Origin of the sequence: Bordetella parapertussis (assembly GCF_020735925.1) — a bacterium.
Lineage (GTDB): Bacteria > Pseudomonadota > Gammaproteobacteria > Burkholderiales > Burkholderiaceae_B > Bordetella > Bordetella pertussis.
In genome coordinates this window covers 1,419,558-1,436,012 of sequence record NZ_CP085971.1, presented here as the reverse complement: position 1 = coordinate 1,436,012, position 16,455 = coordinate 1,419,558, and the positions used below count along the sequence as shown (strand labels likewise).

11 protein-coding genes and 2 pseudogenes are annotated in these 16,455 nt (G+C 68.0%); 1 reads left to right on the top strand and 12 read right to left on the bottom strand.

Annotated elements, in window-relative coordinates; all coding sequences use genetic code 11:
* A complete protein-coding gene (locus LK409_RS06810; RefSeq protein WP_041937168.1) occupies nt 1-711 on the bottom strand; it encodes a hypothetical protein in 711 nt (236 codons plus the stop codon).
* A 375-nt stretch (nt 712-1,086) separates the two neighbouring features.
* Complete coding sequence (gene aceA / locus LK409_RS06805) at nt 1,087-2,409, bottom strand: isocitrate lyase (RefSeq protein ID WP_003810362.1); 1,323 nt, start codon at nt 2,407-2,409, stop codon at nt 1,087-1,089.
* Between the two features lie 318 nt (nt 2,410-2,727).
* On the opposite strand from aceA, the gene queF reads away from it, so the two are divergent.
* Complete coding sequence (gene queF / locus LK409_RS06800; RefSeq protein ID WP_010928197.1) at nt 2,728-3,549, top strand: NADPH-dependent 7-cyano-7-deazaguanine reductase QueF; 822 nt, start codon at nt 2,728-2,730, stop codon at nt 3,547-3,549.
* A gap of 6 nt (nt 3,550-3,555) precedes the next feature.
* Here the strand turns inward: queF and LK409_RS06795 are convergent, their stop codons facing one another.
* From LK409_RS06795 to LK409_RS06750, 10 genes and pseudogenes are all read right to left on the bottom strand, one after another.
* On the bottom strand, nt 3,556-4,809 hold the full coding sequence (locus LK409_RS06795) for an MFS transporter (protein WP_076879807.1): 1,254 nt from the start codon (nt 4,807-4,809) through the stop codon (nt 3,556-3,558).
* Nucleotides 4,810-4,972: 163 nt separating this feature from the next.
* The gene (pgsA, locus tag LK409_RS06790) at nt 4,973-5,545 is read right to left on the bottom strand and encodes a CDP-diacylglycerol--glycerol-3-phosphate 3-phosphatidyltransferase (protein WP_003810356.1); all 573 of its coding nucleotides are present in this window, start codon (nt 5,543-5,545) and stop codon (nt 4,973-4,975) included.
* A gap of 39 nt (nt 5,546-5,584) precedes the next feature.
* Nucleotides 5,585-7,414, bottom strand: coding sequence for an excinuclease ABC subunit UvrC (uvrC, locus tag LK409_RS06785; protein WP_033449735.1), 1,830 nt, complete (start codon nt 7,412-7,414; stop codon nt 5,585-5,587).
* Complete coding sequence (nagZ, locus tag LK409_RS06780; RefSeq protein WP_003810348.1) at nt 7,377-8,438, bottom strand: beta-N-acetylhexosaminidase; 1,062 nt, start codon at nt 8,436-8,438, stop codon at nt 7,377-7,379. Before nagZ ends, uvrC begins: the two co-directional genes overlap by 38 nt.
* A 38-nt stretch (nt 8,439-8,476) precedes the next feature.
* Nucleotides 8,477-8,938, bottom strand: coding sequence for a holo-ACP synthase (acpS, locus tag LK409_RS06775; protein WP_003810346.1), 462 nt, complete (start codon nt 8,936-8,938; stop codon nt 8,477-8,479).
* 84 nt (nt 8,939-9,022) lie between these two features.
* Nucleotides 9,023-9,769, bottom strand: a complete 747-nt coding sequence (pdxJ, locus tag LK409_RS06770) for a pyridoxine 5'-phosphate synthase (RefSeq protein ID WP_003810344.1) — start codon at nt 9,767-9,769, stop codon at nt 9,023-9,025.
* Nucleotides 9,766-11,265, bottom strand: a complete 1,500-nt coding sequence (locus tag LK409_RS06765; protein ID WP_003810342.1) for an efflux transporter outer membrane subunit — start codon at nt 11,263-11,265, stop codon at nt 9,766-9,768. Before LK409_RS06765 ends, pdxJ begins: the two co-directional genes overlap by 4 nt.
* Nucleotides 11,262-14,473: pseudogene (locus LK409_RS06760) on the bottom strand (multidrug efflux RND transporter permease subunit). The gene LK409_RS06765 and the pseudogene LK409_RS06760 overlap by 4 nt, the downstream one beginning before the upstream one ends.
* A 66-nt stretch (nt 14,474-14,539) precedes the next feature.
* The gene (locus LK409_RS06755) at nt 14,540-15,784 is read right to left on the bottom strand and encodes an efflux RND transporter periplasmic adaptor subunit (RefSeq protein WP_041937166.1); all 1,245 of its coding nucleotides are present in this window, start codon (nt 15,782-15,784) and stop codon (nt 14,540-14,542) included.
* A 257-nt stretch (nt 15,785-16,041) separates the two neighbouring features.
* Nucleotides 16,042-16,395 (bottom strand): annotated as a pseudogene (locus LK409_RS06750) (helix-turn-helix domain-containing protein); the annotation flags it as partial.
* Nucleotides 16,396-16,455 lie beyond the last annotated feature (60 nt).

Sequence of the window (16,455 nt, the reverse complement as noted above, 5' to 3'; positions counted from 1 at the left end):
TCAATCGCCTGGCAGACGCCGCCGGCTCAGCCAGGCCAGCAGGAAGAACGCCCCGCCGCCCAGCAGGGTCAGGCCGGCCAGGTATACCGGCCGGGCCCGCGTGGCATGTTCCAGCCGCAGCCCGCTGGCGCCGGCTTCGATGGGCGCGACGATATAGGCGAACGCCAGCACGGCCGCGCCGATGAACAACAGGAAGAAAGCCGTCCAGCCCAGCCAGGGAATGCGCTGGCCGCGCGGGGCGATCTGCGTCTTGGCAGCGGCCTTGGCGGCGCGGGCGGCCGGCTTCGCCCCCTTGGGCGGCGCCGCCTTGCGGGGCGCCGGCTGCTCGGCCGCGGCGGCGCGCCGGGCGCGCAGCCAGCGCCAGAAAGCCGGGCCGCCGGCCAGCATGGCCGCCGCCGTGGTGGCGCCCATCAAGGCCGCGGCCGACACGTGGCTGTTGCCCGCCAGCCAATGGGGCGCGCCGCCCACCAGGGCCGTGGCGCCGATGGCGCCATACAGGACCTCGCCCACCGCATGGCAGCCCCACAGGGCCAGCGCCACGAGGATGAAGATCGCCACGCCGCTGGCCAGCGCCTGCGAACGCTCCAGCGCGAAAGCGCGCACGGCCCACCCTACCAGCCGGGTAGCCAGCAGCGTCGCCGCCGCCAGCAGCACCAGCGCCGCCAGCAGCATGCAGAAACCAAACCCGAAACGGGCCAGAACCAGGGCCATGAAGCACGCCATGCAGGAAAAGAGGCGTCAGACATTAGCATAAAGTGCGCACGGCCCGCCCCGGAGCCATCCGCGCGCCCGGTCCTGTCCCGATGCGCGCGGTGCTGTCCCCGCAGGGGGACTGGCACCCGCTGACGACACGCGCAGATTCCAGGCGCCTGTCCCGGCGGGGACAGATACCGTCTTGGCAGGCCAGCGGGACGGGGTGCCTGTCCCGGCGGGGACAGGCACCCCGTCGCTTTGCCCCCCGAGGGGGCTTTTTTGCCTTGGGGCGGCCCGGCGGCAAAAAAAGGGGGCGTCCGAGGACGCCCCAAATCCACCCTGCAACTACACTTGCTGGCGCCCGTCCCCATGCCGGGGACGGGCGCCGGAAAATCACGCCGCCTTGACGGCCTGCCCGCCGTGCTCGAACTGCGCTTCCTCGGTCGAGCCGGTCAGGGCCGTGGTCGAGGACTGGCCGCCTTCGATCGTCTGGGTCACGGCGTCGAAGTAGCCGGTGCCGACTTCGCGCTGGTGCTTGACCGCGGTAAAGCCCAGCTCGGCGGCGGCGAATTCCTTCTGCTGCAGCTCCACGAAAGCGCTCATCTGGCGGCGCGCGTAACCGTGAGCCAGTTCGAACATGCCGTAGTTCAGCGCGTGGAAACCGGCCAGCGTGATGAACTGGAACTTGTAGCCCATCGCACCGAGTTCGCGCTGGAACTTGGCGATCGTGCCGTCGTCCAGGTTCTTCTTCCAGTTGAACGAGGGCGAGCAGTTGTACGCCAGCAGCTTGCCCGGGAACTGGCGATGGACGGCCTCGGCGAACTTGCGCGCATACTCCAGGTTGGGCGTGGAGGTTTCGCACCAGATCAGGTCGGCATACGGCGCGTAGGCCAGGCCGCGCGAAATCGCCTGGTCCAGGCCGGCGCGGGTGCGGAAGAAGCCTTCCACCGTGCGCTCGCCGGTGATGAACGGGCGATCGTTCTCATCCACGTCGCTGGTCACCAGGTCGGCCGCGTCGGCGTCGGTGCGGGCCAGCAGGATGGTGGGCGTGCCCATCACGTCGGCGGCCAGGCGGGCCGAGACCAGCTTGGACACGGCCTCGCGGGTCGGCACCAGCACCTTGCCGCCCATGTGGCCGCACTTCTTCACCGAAGCCAGCTGGTCTTCGAAGTGCACGCCGGCCGCGCCCGCCTCGATCATGGCCTTCATCAGTTCGAAGGCGTTGAGCACGCCGCCGAAACCGGCCTCGGCATCGGCCACGATGGGCGCGTAGTAATCGATGTAGTCCTGGTCGCCCGGGTTCTTGCCTTCCATCCACTGGATCTGGTCGCAACGCGCCAGGGCGTTGTTGATCCGGCGCACCACCTGCGGCACCGAGTTGGCGGGGTACAGCGACTGGTCCGGGTACATCTCGCCGGCCAGGTTGGCGTCGCCGGCCACCTGCCAGCCGGACAGGTAGATGGCCTTCAGGCCGGCCTTGACCTGCTGCATGGCCTGGTTGCCGGTCAACGCGCCCAGCGAATTGACGAAGGGCTCGCTATGCAACGAATCCCACAAGCGGGTCGCGCCGCGGCGCGCCAGCGAATGCTCGACGGCCACCGAGCCGCGCAGGCGGATCACATCCTCGGCGCTGTAGGCGCGCTTGATGCCCTGCCAGCGGGTGTTCTCGGCCCAGTCTTTCTGCAAGTTGCGGATTTCGGTTTCGCGATTGCTCATGGTGTGCTCCTGCTCAGGTTTGGAAAGGCGTTGATCCGGCGGTTTTCAAAGCGCGAATCGTTGGAGAGAGTCTATGCCTTTGCTGCAGGGCAATGCGGGCTTATATCTTATATAAGACAAAAATTTTATATCTTGAAAATCAAGTGGTTATATTTTTAATTTCGGATTGCGAAACGCAATTGTTGCCTGTGAAATGCCATCGCATTGCCGCGCAACACGCACTTTCATATGACGGAGTCGGCTTTTCACATTGCAAAAAAAACGGGCCGTGGAAGCGCCTACAATGCGGGCATCATTGCTTACGCGGATCCGGTTTCCATGTCGCTGTCCAACGCCCCGCTGGGCCAACACGTCGCCTACCCCTCGCAGTACGACCCCGGCCTGCTGTTTCCCATCCCGCGCGCGACCAACCGCGCGAGCCTGCAGCTGGGCGCCACCCTGCCCTTTACCGGCGTCGACCTCTGGAATGCCTACGAGCTCTCGTGGCTGGACGCGCGGGGCAAGCCGCGCGTGGCCATGGCCACCTTCAGCTTTCCCGCCGACAGTCCCAACATCGTCGAATCCAAGTCGTTCAAGCTGTACCTGAATTCGTTCAACCAGACGCGGCTGCCGAATGCGCAGGCGCTGCGCGACCGCCTGGAACGCGACCTGGCCGCCGCCGCCGGCGCGCCCGTGGGGCTGAAGTTCATCAGCCCGCAGCGCTTTGGCGAATTGAACATGGCCGAACTGGACGGCATCTATATAGACAAGCTGGACATCGAGATCGACACCTACGAGCCGGCGCCGCAATTGCTGCAATGCGCGCCCGGCGACGAGGTGGAGGAAACGCTGGCCACGCGCCTGCTGAAGTCGAACTGCCCGGTCACCGGCCAGCCCGACTGGGCCAGCCTGCAGGTGCGCTACCGCGGCCGGCCGATCGACCGCGCGGCGCTGCTGAAGTATGTGGTGTCGTTTCGCCAACATGCGGAATTCCACGAGCATTGCGTGGAACGCATCTTCGGCGACATCATGCGCGCCTGCCAGCCGCGCCAGCTCACCGTCTACGCGCGCTACACGCGACGCGGCGGGCTGGACATCAATCCGTGGCGCAGCAACTTCGAAAGCGCGCCGCCGGCCGACGTCCGCACGGCGCGCCAGTAGCCGCGTTCAGGCGGTGCGGCGCGCCTGCATCGCGATCCATTGCGCCAGCAGGGCGGCGGCGGCGAACGCCACGCCGGCGCCGACCCACGGGCCATGCGCCATGCCGGCATCGAGCAGCAGGCCGAAACCCAGCGGCCCCAGGGCCGACCCGACGTCCATGCCGGAATACACCAGCCCGTACACCGAGCCGGTCGCGCCCTTGGGCGTGACCCGGCGGATCAACATGTCGCGCGACGGCGCCGCCACGCCCGAACAGAACCCGGCCAATCCGACCACCAGCGCCGCCCACCCGGCCGGCACCCAGCCCATGGCCAGCACGACCAGCGTCAGCCCCGCCATGATCAGCGCGGCGGTCACCGTCAGCTCGGTGCGGGGGTTGGCCGAAACCAGGAAGCCGCCGGCGGCCATGCCCAGCGCGGACGCCACCATATAGCCCGACAGCGCCGAGCTGGCCGCCACCTTGGACAGATCGTAGAGCTGGCCCAGCAGCGGGATGGTGTAGTTCTGCACCGACGACAGCGCGATCGAGGTGCAGGCGAAGAACAGGAAGGCGCCCCACAGCGCCGGCCGGGCCAGCAGGGCCGCCAGCGTCTGCCAGACGCTTTCCTGCGCGGCCGGCCGCGCGGCGCTCTTGCCGCCCGCCTCGGCCGGCGCGGCGCCGCCCAGCAGGTCGCGGCCGATCACCGTCATCAGCAGTACCACGGCCACCAGCGCGGCGGCCGAAAACGCCGCCACGCGCCAACTGGCCAGCAGCGTGATGGTGGTGATGAAAACCGGCGTCAAGGCCCAGCCCAGATTGCCGGTCAGGCCGTGCAGGCTGAACGCATGGCCCAGCCGCGGCGGGCTGACGCGATGGTTGATGATGGAATAGTCGGCCGGATGGAACACCGAATTGCCGATACCGCCGATGGCCGCCGCCAGCATCAGCATGGCATAGCCGCTGACCGCGCCGATCAGCACCGCCGACAGGACGAAGCAGGCCAGTCCGAACCACAGCACGGGCCGCGCGCCGATGCGGTCGACGACAAAGCCCGAGGATGCCTGCCCGAGGCCGGAGACCACGTAGAACACCGACACCAGCAGGCCCAGCCGGGCAAAATCCAGTCCGAACTCCGTGCCCAGCGACACATACAGCGAGGGCAGGACCAGCTGGAAGAAATGGGAAGACGAGTGCGCCACGCCTATCAGCAGGATGATTTGCCAATCGCGCCGGCGCAGGGCGGGGCTATCCAGTACAGCGGTTTCCGAATTCATAGCCATCACGGCCCCACGGCGGGGGCAGGAGCGAAGTGCGCCGATGGCGGCGGCGCTTCGCGGTCTCCAGAAAGCGGCGGCCGCGAACCAGCCCGCCACACCATGGACGAATGGCGCGCAGCGCGCTTCGCCTCTTGTATTGCCCGGGCCTGCGCCCGGCCGCGTACGCTCACTGCGACTTTTCGCGGATGGCGGGCCAGGCCCGCTGCAGGTAATACAGCATCGACCAGACGGTCAGCACCGCCGCCACCACGATCAGCACGTCGCCGATCAGGCGGCTGCTCAGGCCGAACAGCGGCTGGTCGTACAGCAGGCACGGTATCGCCACCATCTGCGCCGCCGTCTTGAACTTGCCCAGCCGGTGCACCGCCACGCTCGCGCTGGCGCCGATCTTGGCCATCCATTCGCGCAACGCCGAAATGGTGATTTCCCGGCCGATGATGATCAGCGAAATGAAGGCATCGACGCGGCTCAGGTCCAGCAGCACGATCAGCGCCGCGCAGACCATCAGCTTGTCGGCCACCGGGTCCAGGAACGCGCCGAAGGCCGAGGTCTGGTTCCAGCGCCGCGCCAGCCATCCGTCGAACCAGTCGGTCAAGGCCGCGATAATGAACGCCCAGGCCGCGAAGGTGTCGCGCATGGGCACGGACATCCAGCTCTCGGGCAGGTAGAACAGGCCGACCACCAGCGGAATCATGGCGATCCGCAGCCAGGTCAGGAAAATGGGTACGTTTATCGGCATAGTGACCGTATGCTACATCACCGGCGCGGCGGGCGGATGTCAGCCATGCAGCGCATCATAGATGCGCACGGCCAATTCCTGCGAAATACCCTCGACCGAAGCCAGGTCTTCGATGCTGGCCGAACTGACGCCCGACAGGCCGCCAAAGCGCGCCAGCAGCCGCTGGCGCCGGCGCGCCCCGATCCCTTCGATTTCTTCCAGGCGCGAGACATTGCGCGTCTTGGCGCGGCGCGCGCGCATGCCGGTGATGGCAAAGCGGTGCGCCTCGTCGCGCACCTGCGCAATCAGCATCAGGGCCGCCGATTCCTTGCCCAGCGCGACGGGCGGCCGCCCGTCGGCGAACACCAGGGTTTCCAGCCCCACCTTGCGGCCCTCCCCCTTGGCCACCCCCACCAGGGACTGGATGTCCAGCCCGAGTTCGACGAACACCTGGCGGGCCACCTCGACCTGGCCCTTGCCGCCGTCGATCAGTACCAGCCCCGGCATAGGCGCCTCGCCGTCGGCCACCTTGCCGAAGCGGCGCGTCAGCACCTGCCGCATCGCCGCATAATCGTCGCCCGGGGTAATGCCCACGATGTTGTAACGGCGATACAGCGACGGCTGCATGTCGTGATGCAGGAACACCACGCACGAGGCCTGCGTCGCTTCGCCGGCGGTGTGGCTGATATCGAAGCATTCGATGCGCAAGGCATCGAGCGACTCCTCGTCGGTATCGAGATCCAGCGCCTCGGCCAGCGCCAGGGTGCGCCCGGCGCGCGCGCCCGATTCGGTCAGTGCCCGCGCCAGCGCCATCTCGGCGTTTTTCTGCGCCTGCTCCAGCCATGAGCGGCGCACGCCCTGCGGACGGGTCAGCACCCGGGCCGCGCGGGTGCCGCCCTGCTCGGCCAGCAGGCCGACCAGGCCGCTGTCGGGCAGCGCATGCGAACATACCAGCACGGGCGGCATGGCGCCGTCGGCGTAATGCTGCGCCACGAAGGCCTCCAGCACCTGGGCCGGCTGCTCGCCCTCGGCATGCGTGGGAAAGAACGGCTTGTCGCCCAGGTGGCGCCCGCCGCGCACCATGGCCAGGTTGACACAGATCTTGCCGCCGGCCGACGCCACGGCGATCACATCGGTATCGTCGCCGCCGACGTTCTCCATGGTCTGCTGGTGCAGCACCTTGGACAGCGAGCCCATCTGGTCGCGCAGCACCGCCGCTTCCTCGAAGCGCAGCTCGGTCGAGGCCTGCAGCATGCGGGCTTCGATCTCGTCCATGACTTCGCGCGCCTCGCCGTTGAGAAAGCGCACGGCGCGCTGCACGTCGTGGGCGTAGTCCCCGGCCTCGATCACGCCCACACACGGCGCCGAACAGCGGCCGATCTGGTGCAGCAGACAGGGACGCGAGCGATTGGCGAAGACCGTGTCCTCGCAGGTGCGCAGGCGAAACACTTTCTGCAGGATCTGAATGGTCTCGCGCACGGCCCACGAATTGGGGTACGGGCCGAAGTACTGCCCCCGCTTGCTGGTGGCGCCGCGGTAATACGCGATGCGCGGCCACGCGTGGCCGGTGATCAGCAGATAGGGATACGACTTGTCGTCGCGGAACAGGATGTTGTAGCGCGGCCGCAGGCTCTTGATGAGGTTGTTCTCGAGCAGCAGCGCCTCGGCCTCCGAACGCGTGACGGTGACGTCCACGCTGGCCACCTTGGCCACCATCTGCGCAATGCGCGGGCTGGCCAGGTTCTTCTGGAAATACGACGATACGCGTTTCTTGAGATCGCGCGCCTTGCCGACATACATCACCTCCCCGGCGGCATCGAGATGCCGGTACACGCCGGGCAGGTGCGGCAGGTCAGCCAGAAACGATTTGAGATTGAAGTCGTCGGGCATGCTGATAGCGGCTGTCATTCTGCAAAGTGTCCCAGTCCGGCGCGGCGAACCGCGGCATCAGCCGGCGGATGCGCTCGACCGAGGCGGCCGGATGCTGGACCTGCAGGCGGTCCAGCAGCTCGTCGGCCAGGTCCGGGCGGTTGCATACCAGCACCATGTCGCAGCCGGCGCCCAGGGCCGCCTCGGCGCGGGCCAGGATGTCGCCCGCCACCGACGCGCCCTCCATGGTCAGATCGTCGGAGAACACCACGCCATCGTAGCCCAGCCGTTCGCGCAGGATCTCGCTGACCCAGCGGCGCGAAAAACCCGCGGGCTGGGCATCGACCTTCGGATAGATCACATGCGCCGGCATGACAGCCGGCATGACCAGGTCGCCCAGCCAGGCGTAAGGCGCCGCGTCATCCTTCAGGATGCGCGCGAGCGGCCGCGGATCGACCGGGATCTCGTGGTGCGAATCGGCGCCCACGAAACCATGGCCGGGGAAATGCTTGCCGCAGGCCGCCATGCCCGCCAGCGCCAGGCCCTGCGCCAGCGCGCGCGACAGCATGGTGACCACGCGCGCGTCATGGTGGAAGGCGCGATTGCCGATCACCTTGCTCACGCCGTAGTCGAGGTCCAATACCGGCGTGAAGCTGAGATCGACGCCGCAGGCGCGCAGCTCGGCGGCCAGCACGTAGCCGGCCTCGGTCGCCAGCCGCATCGCCGCCAGCGGATCGCGGTCCCACAGCTTGCCCAGCTCCTGCATGGGCGGCAACGCGGTAAAGCCGTCGTCGCGAAAGCGCTGCACGCGGCCGCCTTCGTGGTCCACCGCGATCAGCAGCGGCTCCTTGCGCGCCTTGTGGATGGCCCGCGTCAGCGCGCACAATTGCCGGCGATCGGTGAAATTGCGCGCGAACAGGATCACCCCGCCCACCAGGGGGTTGCGCAGGCGGCGCTTCTCGTCCTTGGTCAGCGTCGTGCCGGCCACATCCACCATGACGGGGCCGGGAGGCAGGACGGGCTTGGTTTTCTTCTTGCTGGACATGGGCTCTAGCCTCGGTTTGGATGGCGGCCGCGCCGGCCTCACGGCCGGCCGTCGGGCGCCGGTTTGCGTTCGACGATGACATAGGCCGCGGCCATATCGGACTCGTCGGTAATGGACACATGCGCCGCGCCGAAGCGCGCATCGAACCAATCGGCCAGCTCGGCGCCGATCACCAGCACCGGCCGCCCGCCCGGCGCATTCAGGGTCTGCACCCGTCGCCAGCTCATGGGCATGCGCATGCCCAGCCCGATGGCCTTGGAAAAGGCTTCCTTGGCGGCAAAGCGGGTGGCCAGGAAACGCACGCCGCGCGCCGGGTCGCGCCGGCGGCGCGCATGGAACTTGGCCAGCTCCTCCGGCCCCAGGATCTTCTGCGCGAAACGGTCGCCATGGCGCGCCAGCGCGCGCTCGATGCGTTCGATGCGCAACAGGTCCATGCCGATGCCGGCGATGCAGCCGGGCGACGCGGGCGGCGTCGCGCCGGCCGCGGAAACGGAGCTCATGTGGTTCGGATTCCTGCAGTGGAGCGCGCGGCGCGGCCGCGACGCGATATCGTGATGATAATACGCCGGGCGCCCCGCCCTGCTTCAGGCGTGGCCGCGCACGGCCGCCAGGCGCGCCTGCACCATCAGCGCCTTCATGTCGCGCACCGCCTTGTCCCAGCCGTCGAAGATGGACTGGGCCACGATGGCATGGCCGATGTTCAGTTCGGCGATGCCGTCGAGCGCCGCCACCGCCTGCACGTTGCCGTAGTGCAGCCCATGGCCGGCGTTGACCCGCAAGCCATGGCGCAGCCCCTCGGCCACGGCGGCGCGCACGCGCGCCAGCTCGGCCTGCACCGCGGCATCGTCGCGCGCCTCGGCGTAGGCGCCCGTGTGCAGCTCGATGACCGGCGCGCCGGCGCGCGCCGCCGCTTCGATCTGGCGCGCGTCCGGATCGATGAACAGCGACACCCGGATGCCGGCCTCGGCCAGCAATTGCACCGCGTCGGTGACGGCCGCCTGCGCGCCGGCCACATCCAGACCGCCTTCGGTCGTCAACTCGGTACGCTTTTCCGGCACCAGGCACACGTCGCTGGGCTTGACCGCGCAGGCGATCTCCAGCATCTCCGGCGTGACCGCGCACTCGAGGTTCATGCGGGTGCGCAGCAAGGGGCGGATGGCGTAGACATCGGCGTCCTGGATGTGGCGGCGGTCTTCGCGCAGATGCAGCGTGATCAGGTCGGCGCCGGCGTCCTCGGCGCGCAGCGCCGCCTGCACGGGGTCGGGATAAGCCGTATGGCGCTGCTGCCGCAGCGTGGCCACATGGTCGATGTTGACACCTAGTTCAATCATGGTTGCTTCGTGGTTGATTCCTGCCAGCCGCCGCCAAGCGCCTTGTAGAGTTCGACGCGGTTGATCAATGCCGCCAGCCCGGTCTGTACCAGCCCGAGCTGCGCGTTGAAGAAGTCGACCTGGGCCGTCTGCACCTGCAGATAGCTGTCGATGCCATTGTTGTAGCGCAGGTTGGACAGCTCCAGCGTGCGCCCGGCCGCCACCTGCAGCGCGCGCTGCGCGTCGAGCTGCGCGCTGTAGGTCGCCTCGCCGGCCAGCGCATCCGAGACTTCGCGAAACGCTTGCTGGATGCTCTGCTCGTACTGGGCCACCGCGATGTTGTCGCGCGCCTTGGCCAGGTTCAGGCCTTCGCGGATGCTGCCGCCGGCGAACAACGGCGTGGTGATCGACGGCGAGAAGCTCCAGTAGCCCTGCCCGCCCTTGAACAGATTGTCCAGCGACGGGCTGGCCACACCCAGCAGGCCGGTCAGCGAAATGGTCGGGAAGAACGCCGCGCGCGCCGCGCCGATGTTCGCATTGGCCGCCTTGAGCTGGTTCTCCGCCGCCAGGATGTCGGGCCGGCGCGTCAGCAGGTCGGACGGCAGCCCGGCCGGCACGCTGGCCAGCAACTGGTCGCGGCCGAATACGGCCGGCGCCGGCAGGTCCTCGGGCAGGCCCGGCAGCCCGACCAGCACCACCAGGGCATTGGCGGCCTGCGCGCGCGCCCGCGCCAGCGCCGCCAGGTCCGCGGAGGCGCTGTCGAGCAGCGACTTGGATTGGTTCAGGTCGAGTTCGGAAGCCACCCCGCCGTCAAAGCGCGTCTTGACCAGGTTGTACGACTCCTGGCGCGAGGCCAGCGTCTTCTGGGTCAACTCCAGCTGCACCTCGGCGGCGCGCAGGTTGAAGTACGACTGCGCCACCGCGCCGACCAGCGTGATGTGCACGCTGCGCTGCGCCTGCTCGGTCGACAGGTACTGCTGGTAGGCCGCCTCGGACAGATTGCGCAGGCGGCCAAACAGATCGATCTCGAACGTGGTCAGCCCCAGGCCCGCCTGGTACTGGCTGGAGATGGAGGTCGAATCCGGCCCGAGCGGACGCATGTCGGGCGGCAGATGCTGGCGCTGTCCCTGGATGCCCGCGCCGATGCTGGGCCATTGCGCGCCGCGCTGCACGCCGTACTGCGCGCGCGCCTCTTCGACGCGCTGCACCGCCACGCGCAGATCGCGGTTGTTGACCAGGGCCAGTTCGATCAGCTTCTGCAGGCGCGCGTCGCGGAAGAACTCGCGCCAGCCGATCTCGTCGGCCGGCGTGGCGCCCTGCGGCGCCACCGCCGCGGCCGGCTGCTCGCCCAGCGAGGTCGGGCTGGCGTAGGCGCCGTACTGCACCTTGGGCTGGTCCGGCCAGTTCGCCTGCACCGGAGCCTCCGGTCGCTTGTAGTCGGGCGCCAGCGAGCAGCCCGCGAGCGCGGCCGCCACCAGCACCGAGAGCGCACTGCGCTTGTACATCACGGCCATCATTCCTTGTTCTCCTGACCGCCGGTCTGCGGCGCCGGCGTCGCGGCGCCGTCCTGCGGCTGCTGTTGCTCGGCGGCGCGCTTGGCCGCCTGCTCTTCCTCGAAGGCGCGCAGTTCGGCGCCCAGCAGGCGCGGCCGGGTCTTGAACAGGCCCAGCACCACCACGAAGAAGGTCGGCACGAAAATCACCGCGAACGGGGTGGCCGCCAGCATCCCGCCCAGCACGCCGATACCGACGGCGCGCTGGCTGGCGGCGCCGGCGCCGGTGGCGATGGCCAGCGGCACCACGCCCAGGATGAACGCCAGCGACGTCATCAGGATGGGACGGAAACGCAGGCGCGCCGCCTCCACCGCCGACTCGTACAGGCCCTGCCCGCGCGCGTACTGGTCCTTGGCGAACTCCACGATCAGGATGGCGTTCTTGGCCGCCAGCCCGATCACCGTCACCATGCCCACCTGGAAGTACACGTCGTTGGACATGCCCAGCACCGTCACCAGCGCGACGGCGCCCAGCATGCCCAGCGGCACGACCAGCATCACCGACAGCGGGATGGCCCAGCTCTCACACAGGGCGGCCAGCACCAGGAACACGACCAGCAGCGCCAGCCCCATCAGGATGGGCGCCTGGTTGCCGGCCAGCCGCTCCTGGTAGGACAGGCCGTTCCATTCGTAGCCGAAGCCCTGCGGCAAGCGGGCCACCAGGTCCTGCATTTCCTGCATGGCTTCGCCGGTGGTGTAGCCCGCCGCCGCGTCGCCGCCGATACGCACCGACTCGTAGCTGTTGTAGCGCACCACCTGGACCGGCCCTTGCACCCACTTGGCCGACACGAAGGTCGACAGCGGCACCATGCCACCCTGGTTGTTGCGGGCGTTCAGCTTGAGCAGGTCTTCGACCTGCATGCGGTACTGCTGGTCGGCCTGCACCCAGATGTTCTGCATCCGGCCCATGTTGGGGAACTTGTTCAGGAAGGCCGAACCCACCGCGGTGGAGATCAGGGTGGCCGCCTCGTCGAAGTTGACCCCCAGCGCCGCCGCCTTGTCGCGGTCGATCGTCAGGCTCAGCTGCGAACCCGGTCCCAGGCCGGTGATGCGCACCTGCGACAGCACCGGGCTCTTGGCCGCCATGCCCATCAGCTCGGCGGTGGCCGCGCCCAGCGCCTCGGTGCCGGCGCCGCCGCGGTCCTGCAGGCGGAAGTCGAAGCCCGAAGCGTTGCCCAGCGACGAAATCGCCGGTGGCACCAGGGTGAACACCTGCGCGTCGTGAATGCCCATCAGCTGCTTGGAAAAAGCCGTGAAGGCAATCGCGCCGGCCGAGTCGGCGCGGCTCTTGCGCTCGGAGAAATCCTTGAGCGTGGTGAACGCGATGGCCGCGTTCAGGCCGTTGCCGTTGAAGCTGTAGCCCTGCACCGTGATGACGTTCTCCACCGCGGGGATGTTGCGGAAGTAATTCTCGACTTCCTCGACCACCTCGATGGTGCGGTTGGCGCTGGCGCCGGTGGGCAGTTCGATGTTGCTAACCACGTAGCCAACGACGACGGCAGGCGCATGTACAGCCAGCCCAGCAGCACCACCAGCAGCGCGAACGCCAGCATCATGCGCCCGCCCTTGTGCAGGATGCGCGAGACCCAGTTCTGGTAGTTGTGCGTGGTGGCGTCGAACTTGCGGTTGAACCAGCCGAAGAAGCCTTTCTTTTCCTGGTGATGGCCCTTGGGGATGGGCTTGAGGATCGTCGCGCACAGCGCCGGCGTGAAGCTGAGCACGAGGAATGCCGAGAAGAAGATCGACACCGCCATCGCGACCGAGAACTGGCGATAGATCACGCCGACCGAGCCGGTCATGAAGGCCAGCGGCAGGAACACCGTGACCAGCACCAGCGTGATGCCGACGATGGCGCCGCTGATCTGCGGCATGGCCTTCTTGGTGGCCTCCTTGGGCGACAGGCCCTCGCTGGCCATGATCCGCTCCACGTTCTCGACCACCACGATGGCGTCGTCGACCAGGATCCCGATGGCAAGCACCATGGCGAACATGGTCAGCACGTTGATCGAGAAGCCCAGCGCCAGCATCACCGCGAACGCGCCCAGCATGGCCACCGGCACCACCAGGGCCGGGATCAGGGTATAGCGCACGTTCTGCAGGAACAGGAACATCACCAGGAACACCAGCACCATGGCTTCGACCAGGGTGTGGATCACCTGCTCGATCGACACCTTCACGTAGGGCGCGGTGTCGTACGGGATGTCGTAGCGGATGTTGGACGGGAAGTACTGCGACAGCGAGGCCATCTGCTGGCGCACGCCCTCGGCGGTGGCCAGCGCGTTGGCGTCGGGCGAGAGCACGATGGCGAACGCCGCCGTGGGCTTGCCGTTCAGGCGCGCGCCGAACTGGTAGTTGTCCGCGCCCACCTCGATGCGGGCCACGTCGCGCAGCAACACCTTCGAGCCATCGGTGTTGGCGCGCAGCACGATCTGGCCGAAGCCCTCGATCGTGCTCAACTGGCCATTGACGATCACGGTGGCCGTGGCGCGCTGGCTGTCCGGATTGGGCGGCGCGCCGATGCTGCCGGCCGAAATCAGCACGTTCTGCTGGCTGATGGCCTGGTTGACCTCGGCCATGCTGAGGTTGAAGCCCACCAGCTTGTCCGGGTCGACCCAGATGCGCATGGCGCGCGGCGCGGCGAACAGCTGGAACTGGCCCACGCCGGGCACGCGCGACACCGGGTTCTTGACGTTGCGGGTGATGTAGTCGGCCAGCGCCGTCTGGTCGAGCGTGCCGTCGGTGGACGACAGCGTCACGATCATCAGGAAGCCGGCGCTGGTCTGCTCGTACTGCAGGCCCTGCTGCATCACCGCCACGGGCAACTGCGCCGTCACGTTGGACACGCGGTTCTGAACGTCCACCTGGGCCAGGTCGGGATCGGTGCCCGGAGCGAACGTCGCGGTGATCTGCGACTGGCCGTACGAGTCGCTGACCGATTCGTAGTACAGCAGGCCCTTGGCGCCGTTGAGCTGGTCCTCGATGATACTGGTGACCGACTCGGCCACTTCCTTGGCGGAAGCGCCCGGGTAGGTCGCGGTGATCGTGATGGCAGGCGGGGCCACGTCCGGATACTGCGACACGGGCATATTGGGAATGGCCAATATCCCTGTCAGCAGGATGAACAGTGCGACTACCCAGGCAAAAATCGGTCTATCAATAAAAAATTGCGGCATGTGGGCTGACTCTGAAAGCGATGCTCACGAAAAGGGAACGCGGCGCCGTCGGGCGCCGCGCGCCGCTTAGGACTGCTGGCCTGCGGCCGGCGCCTGCTTGGCGGGTTCCTGCTTGGCGGGCTGCTGGGCCGGCGCCTGCTGGCCAGGAGCGGGCTGCTGGCCGGCAGGCGCCGCGCCCCCCTTGTTCCAGGGCGAAGCCTGCACCAGCGCCCCCGGACGGATCTTCTGGAAGCCTTCGACCACCACCACGTCTCCCGCCGCCAGGCCGCTGTTGATGACCCACTGGTTGTGGATCACGCTGCCCGTGGTCACCGGCACCTGCTCGACCTTGTTGTCCTTGACCAGCATCAGGCTCTGCATGCCGTCGGCGGTGCGCTGCAGGGCCTGCTGCGGCACCAGCAGCGCCTTGTCGTCGACGCCCTGGTCCACCCGCACGCGCACGTACATGCCGGGCAGCAGGATGTTGTCGGGATTGGGCACCTCGGCCCGCAGGTTCACCTGCCCGGTGGTCGGATCCACCGTCACGCCGGTAAACAGCAGCTTGCCCGCTTCGGGGTAGATCGAGCCGTCTTCCAGCACCACCTGGACCTTGACCGCGTCCTTGCCCACCTGCTGCAGCTTGCCGGCGGCGAACGCGCGGCGCAGCGCCGCCAGGTCGGCGGTGGATTGCGTGAAGTCGACATAGATTGGGTCGAGCTGCTGCACCGTCGCCATCTGGGTGGCCGAGGTCGCCTCGACCAGCGCGCCCTCGGTCACCAGCGGCTTGCCGATGCGCCCCTTGATGGGCGAGGTCACGTCGGTATAGCCCAGGTTGATCTTGGCATTGGTCAGGTTGGCCTTGGCCGCCGCCACGCTGGCGTCGGCCTGCCGGTAGCGGGCCACGGCGTTGTCGTATTCCTGCTTGCTGACGGCATTGGCCTTGACCAGCGGCGCGTAGCGCTCGGCCAGCAGCTTGGCGCTGAACAGGTCGGCCTGCGCCTGCTTGAGCTGCGCGGCGGCCTGGTCGTAGGCGGCCTGGTAGGGCGCCGGGTCGATCTTGAACAGCAGCTGGTCGGCCTGGACGTCGCCGCCCTGCTCGAAGGCGATCTTCTGGACGATGCCGGTTACCCGCGCCCTGATCTGCGCATCGCGCACTGCATCCACGCGGCCGGGCAGCTCGGACACCACCGCGGCGCGCTGCGGCTGCACCGTGATCACGCTGACCTGAGGCATGCCAGGATTGAACTGGGGCTTTTCGCCGCATGCTGCCAACAACACTGAAAGCGTCGCAACAAGACCGAAAGCCGAGACACGCTGAGGCGAAAAACGCATGGATTCCTCACGGAGGTAAAAGCGCGCTGCTCCCAACCGCCATTGCGACGGCCGCACGCGAGCATGAGGCACGCAGAGAACGCATTAATGTAGCCGATTTTCGTTTAAAACGTCGGGGTTTCCCCCCTTTGGCCGATGGACATGCCGGCGTCAAAGGCGCATGGGGCGGTCGTTTGCGGACAGCGGCGGCATCTGCGCCGGGCCGATGTCCATGCACCCGCCTGGCGGGGCGGACACGACGCCGGACGGATTTCAACCTGCGGCGGCGCGGTGTCGCTGCGCAACCCGGCCAGGAACACATAGCCCATGCCGTGCACGGTGCGCAGCGGCAAGACCTCGCCGGTCTCGCCCACCTTGCGGCGCAGACGGCTGATGACCACGTTGATGGCGCCCGCGCCCAGCCCGGGCAGGCTGTGGACCAGCACCGCGCGGGTGAGCTCGCGCCGGGGATGCGCAAGCAGGCCCAGCATACAGATGCGTTCGGCGGCCGACAGATGCACGATGGCGCCGGCCGGCGTGACGAGCACCCAGGCCTGGTAACGCAGCTCCCAGGGCTGCGCCCCGGCGGACGGCTTGGCGGCGGGGAAGGAAGCGGAACGACGGCGGGACATCGGAGAGGGATGTGCGGAAGCGGCAGGCGCAAGAGGCTACGCCATCCCACCCGATTGCAA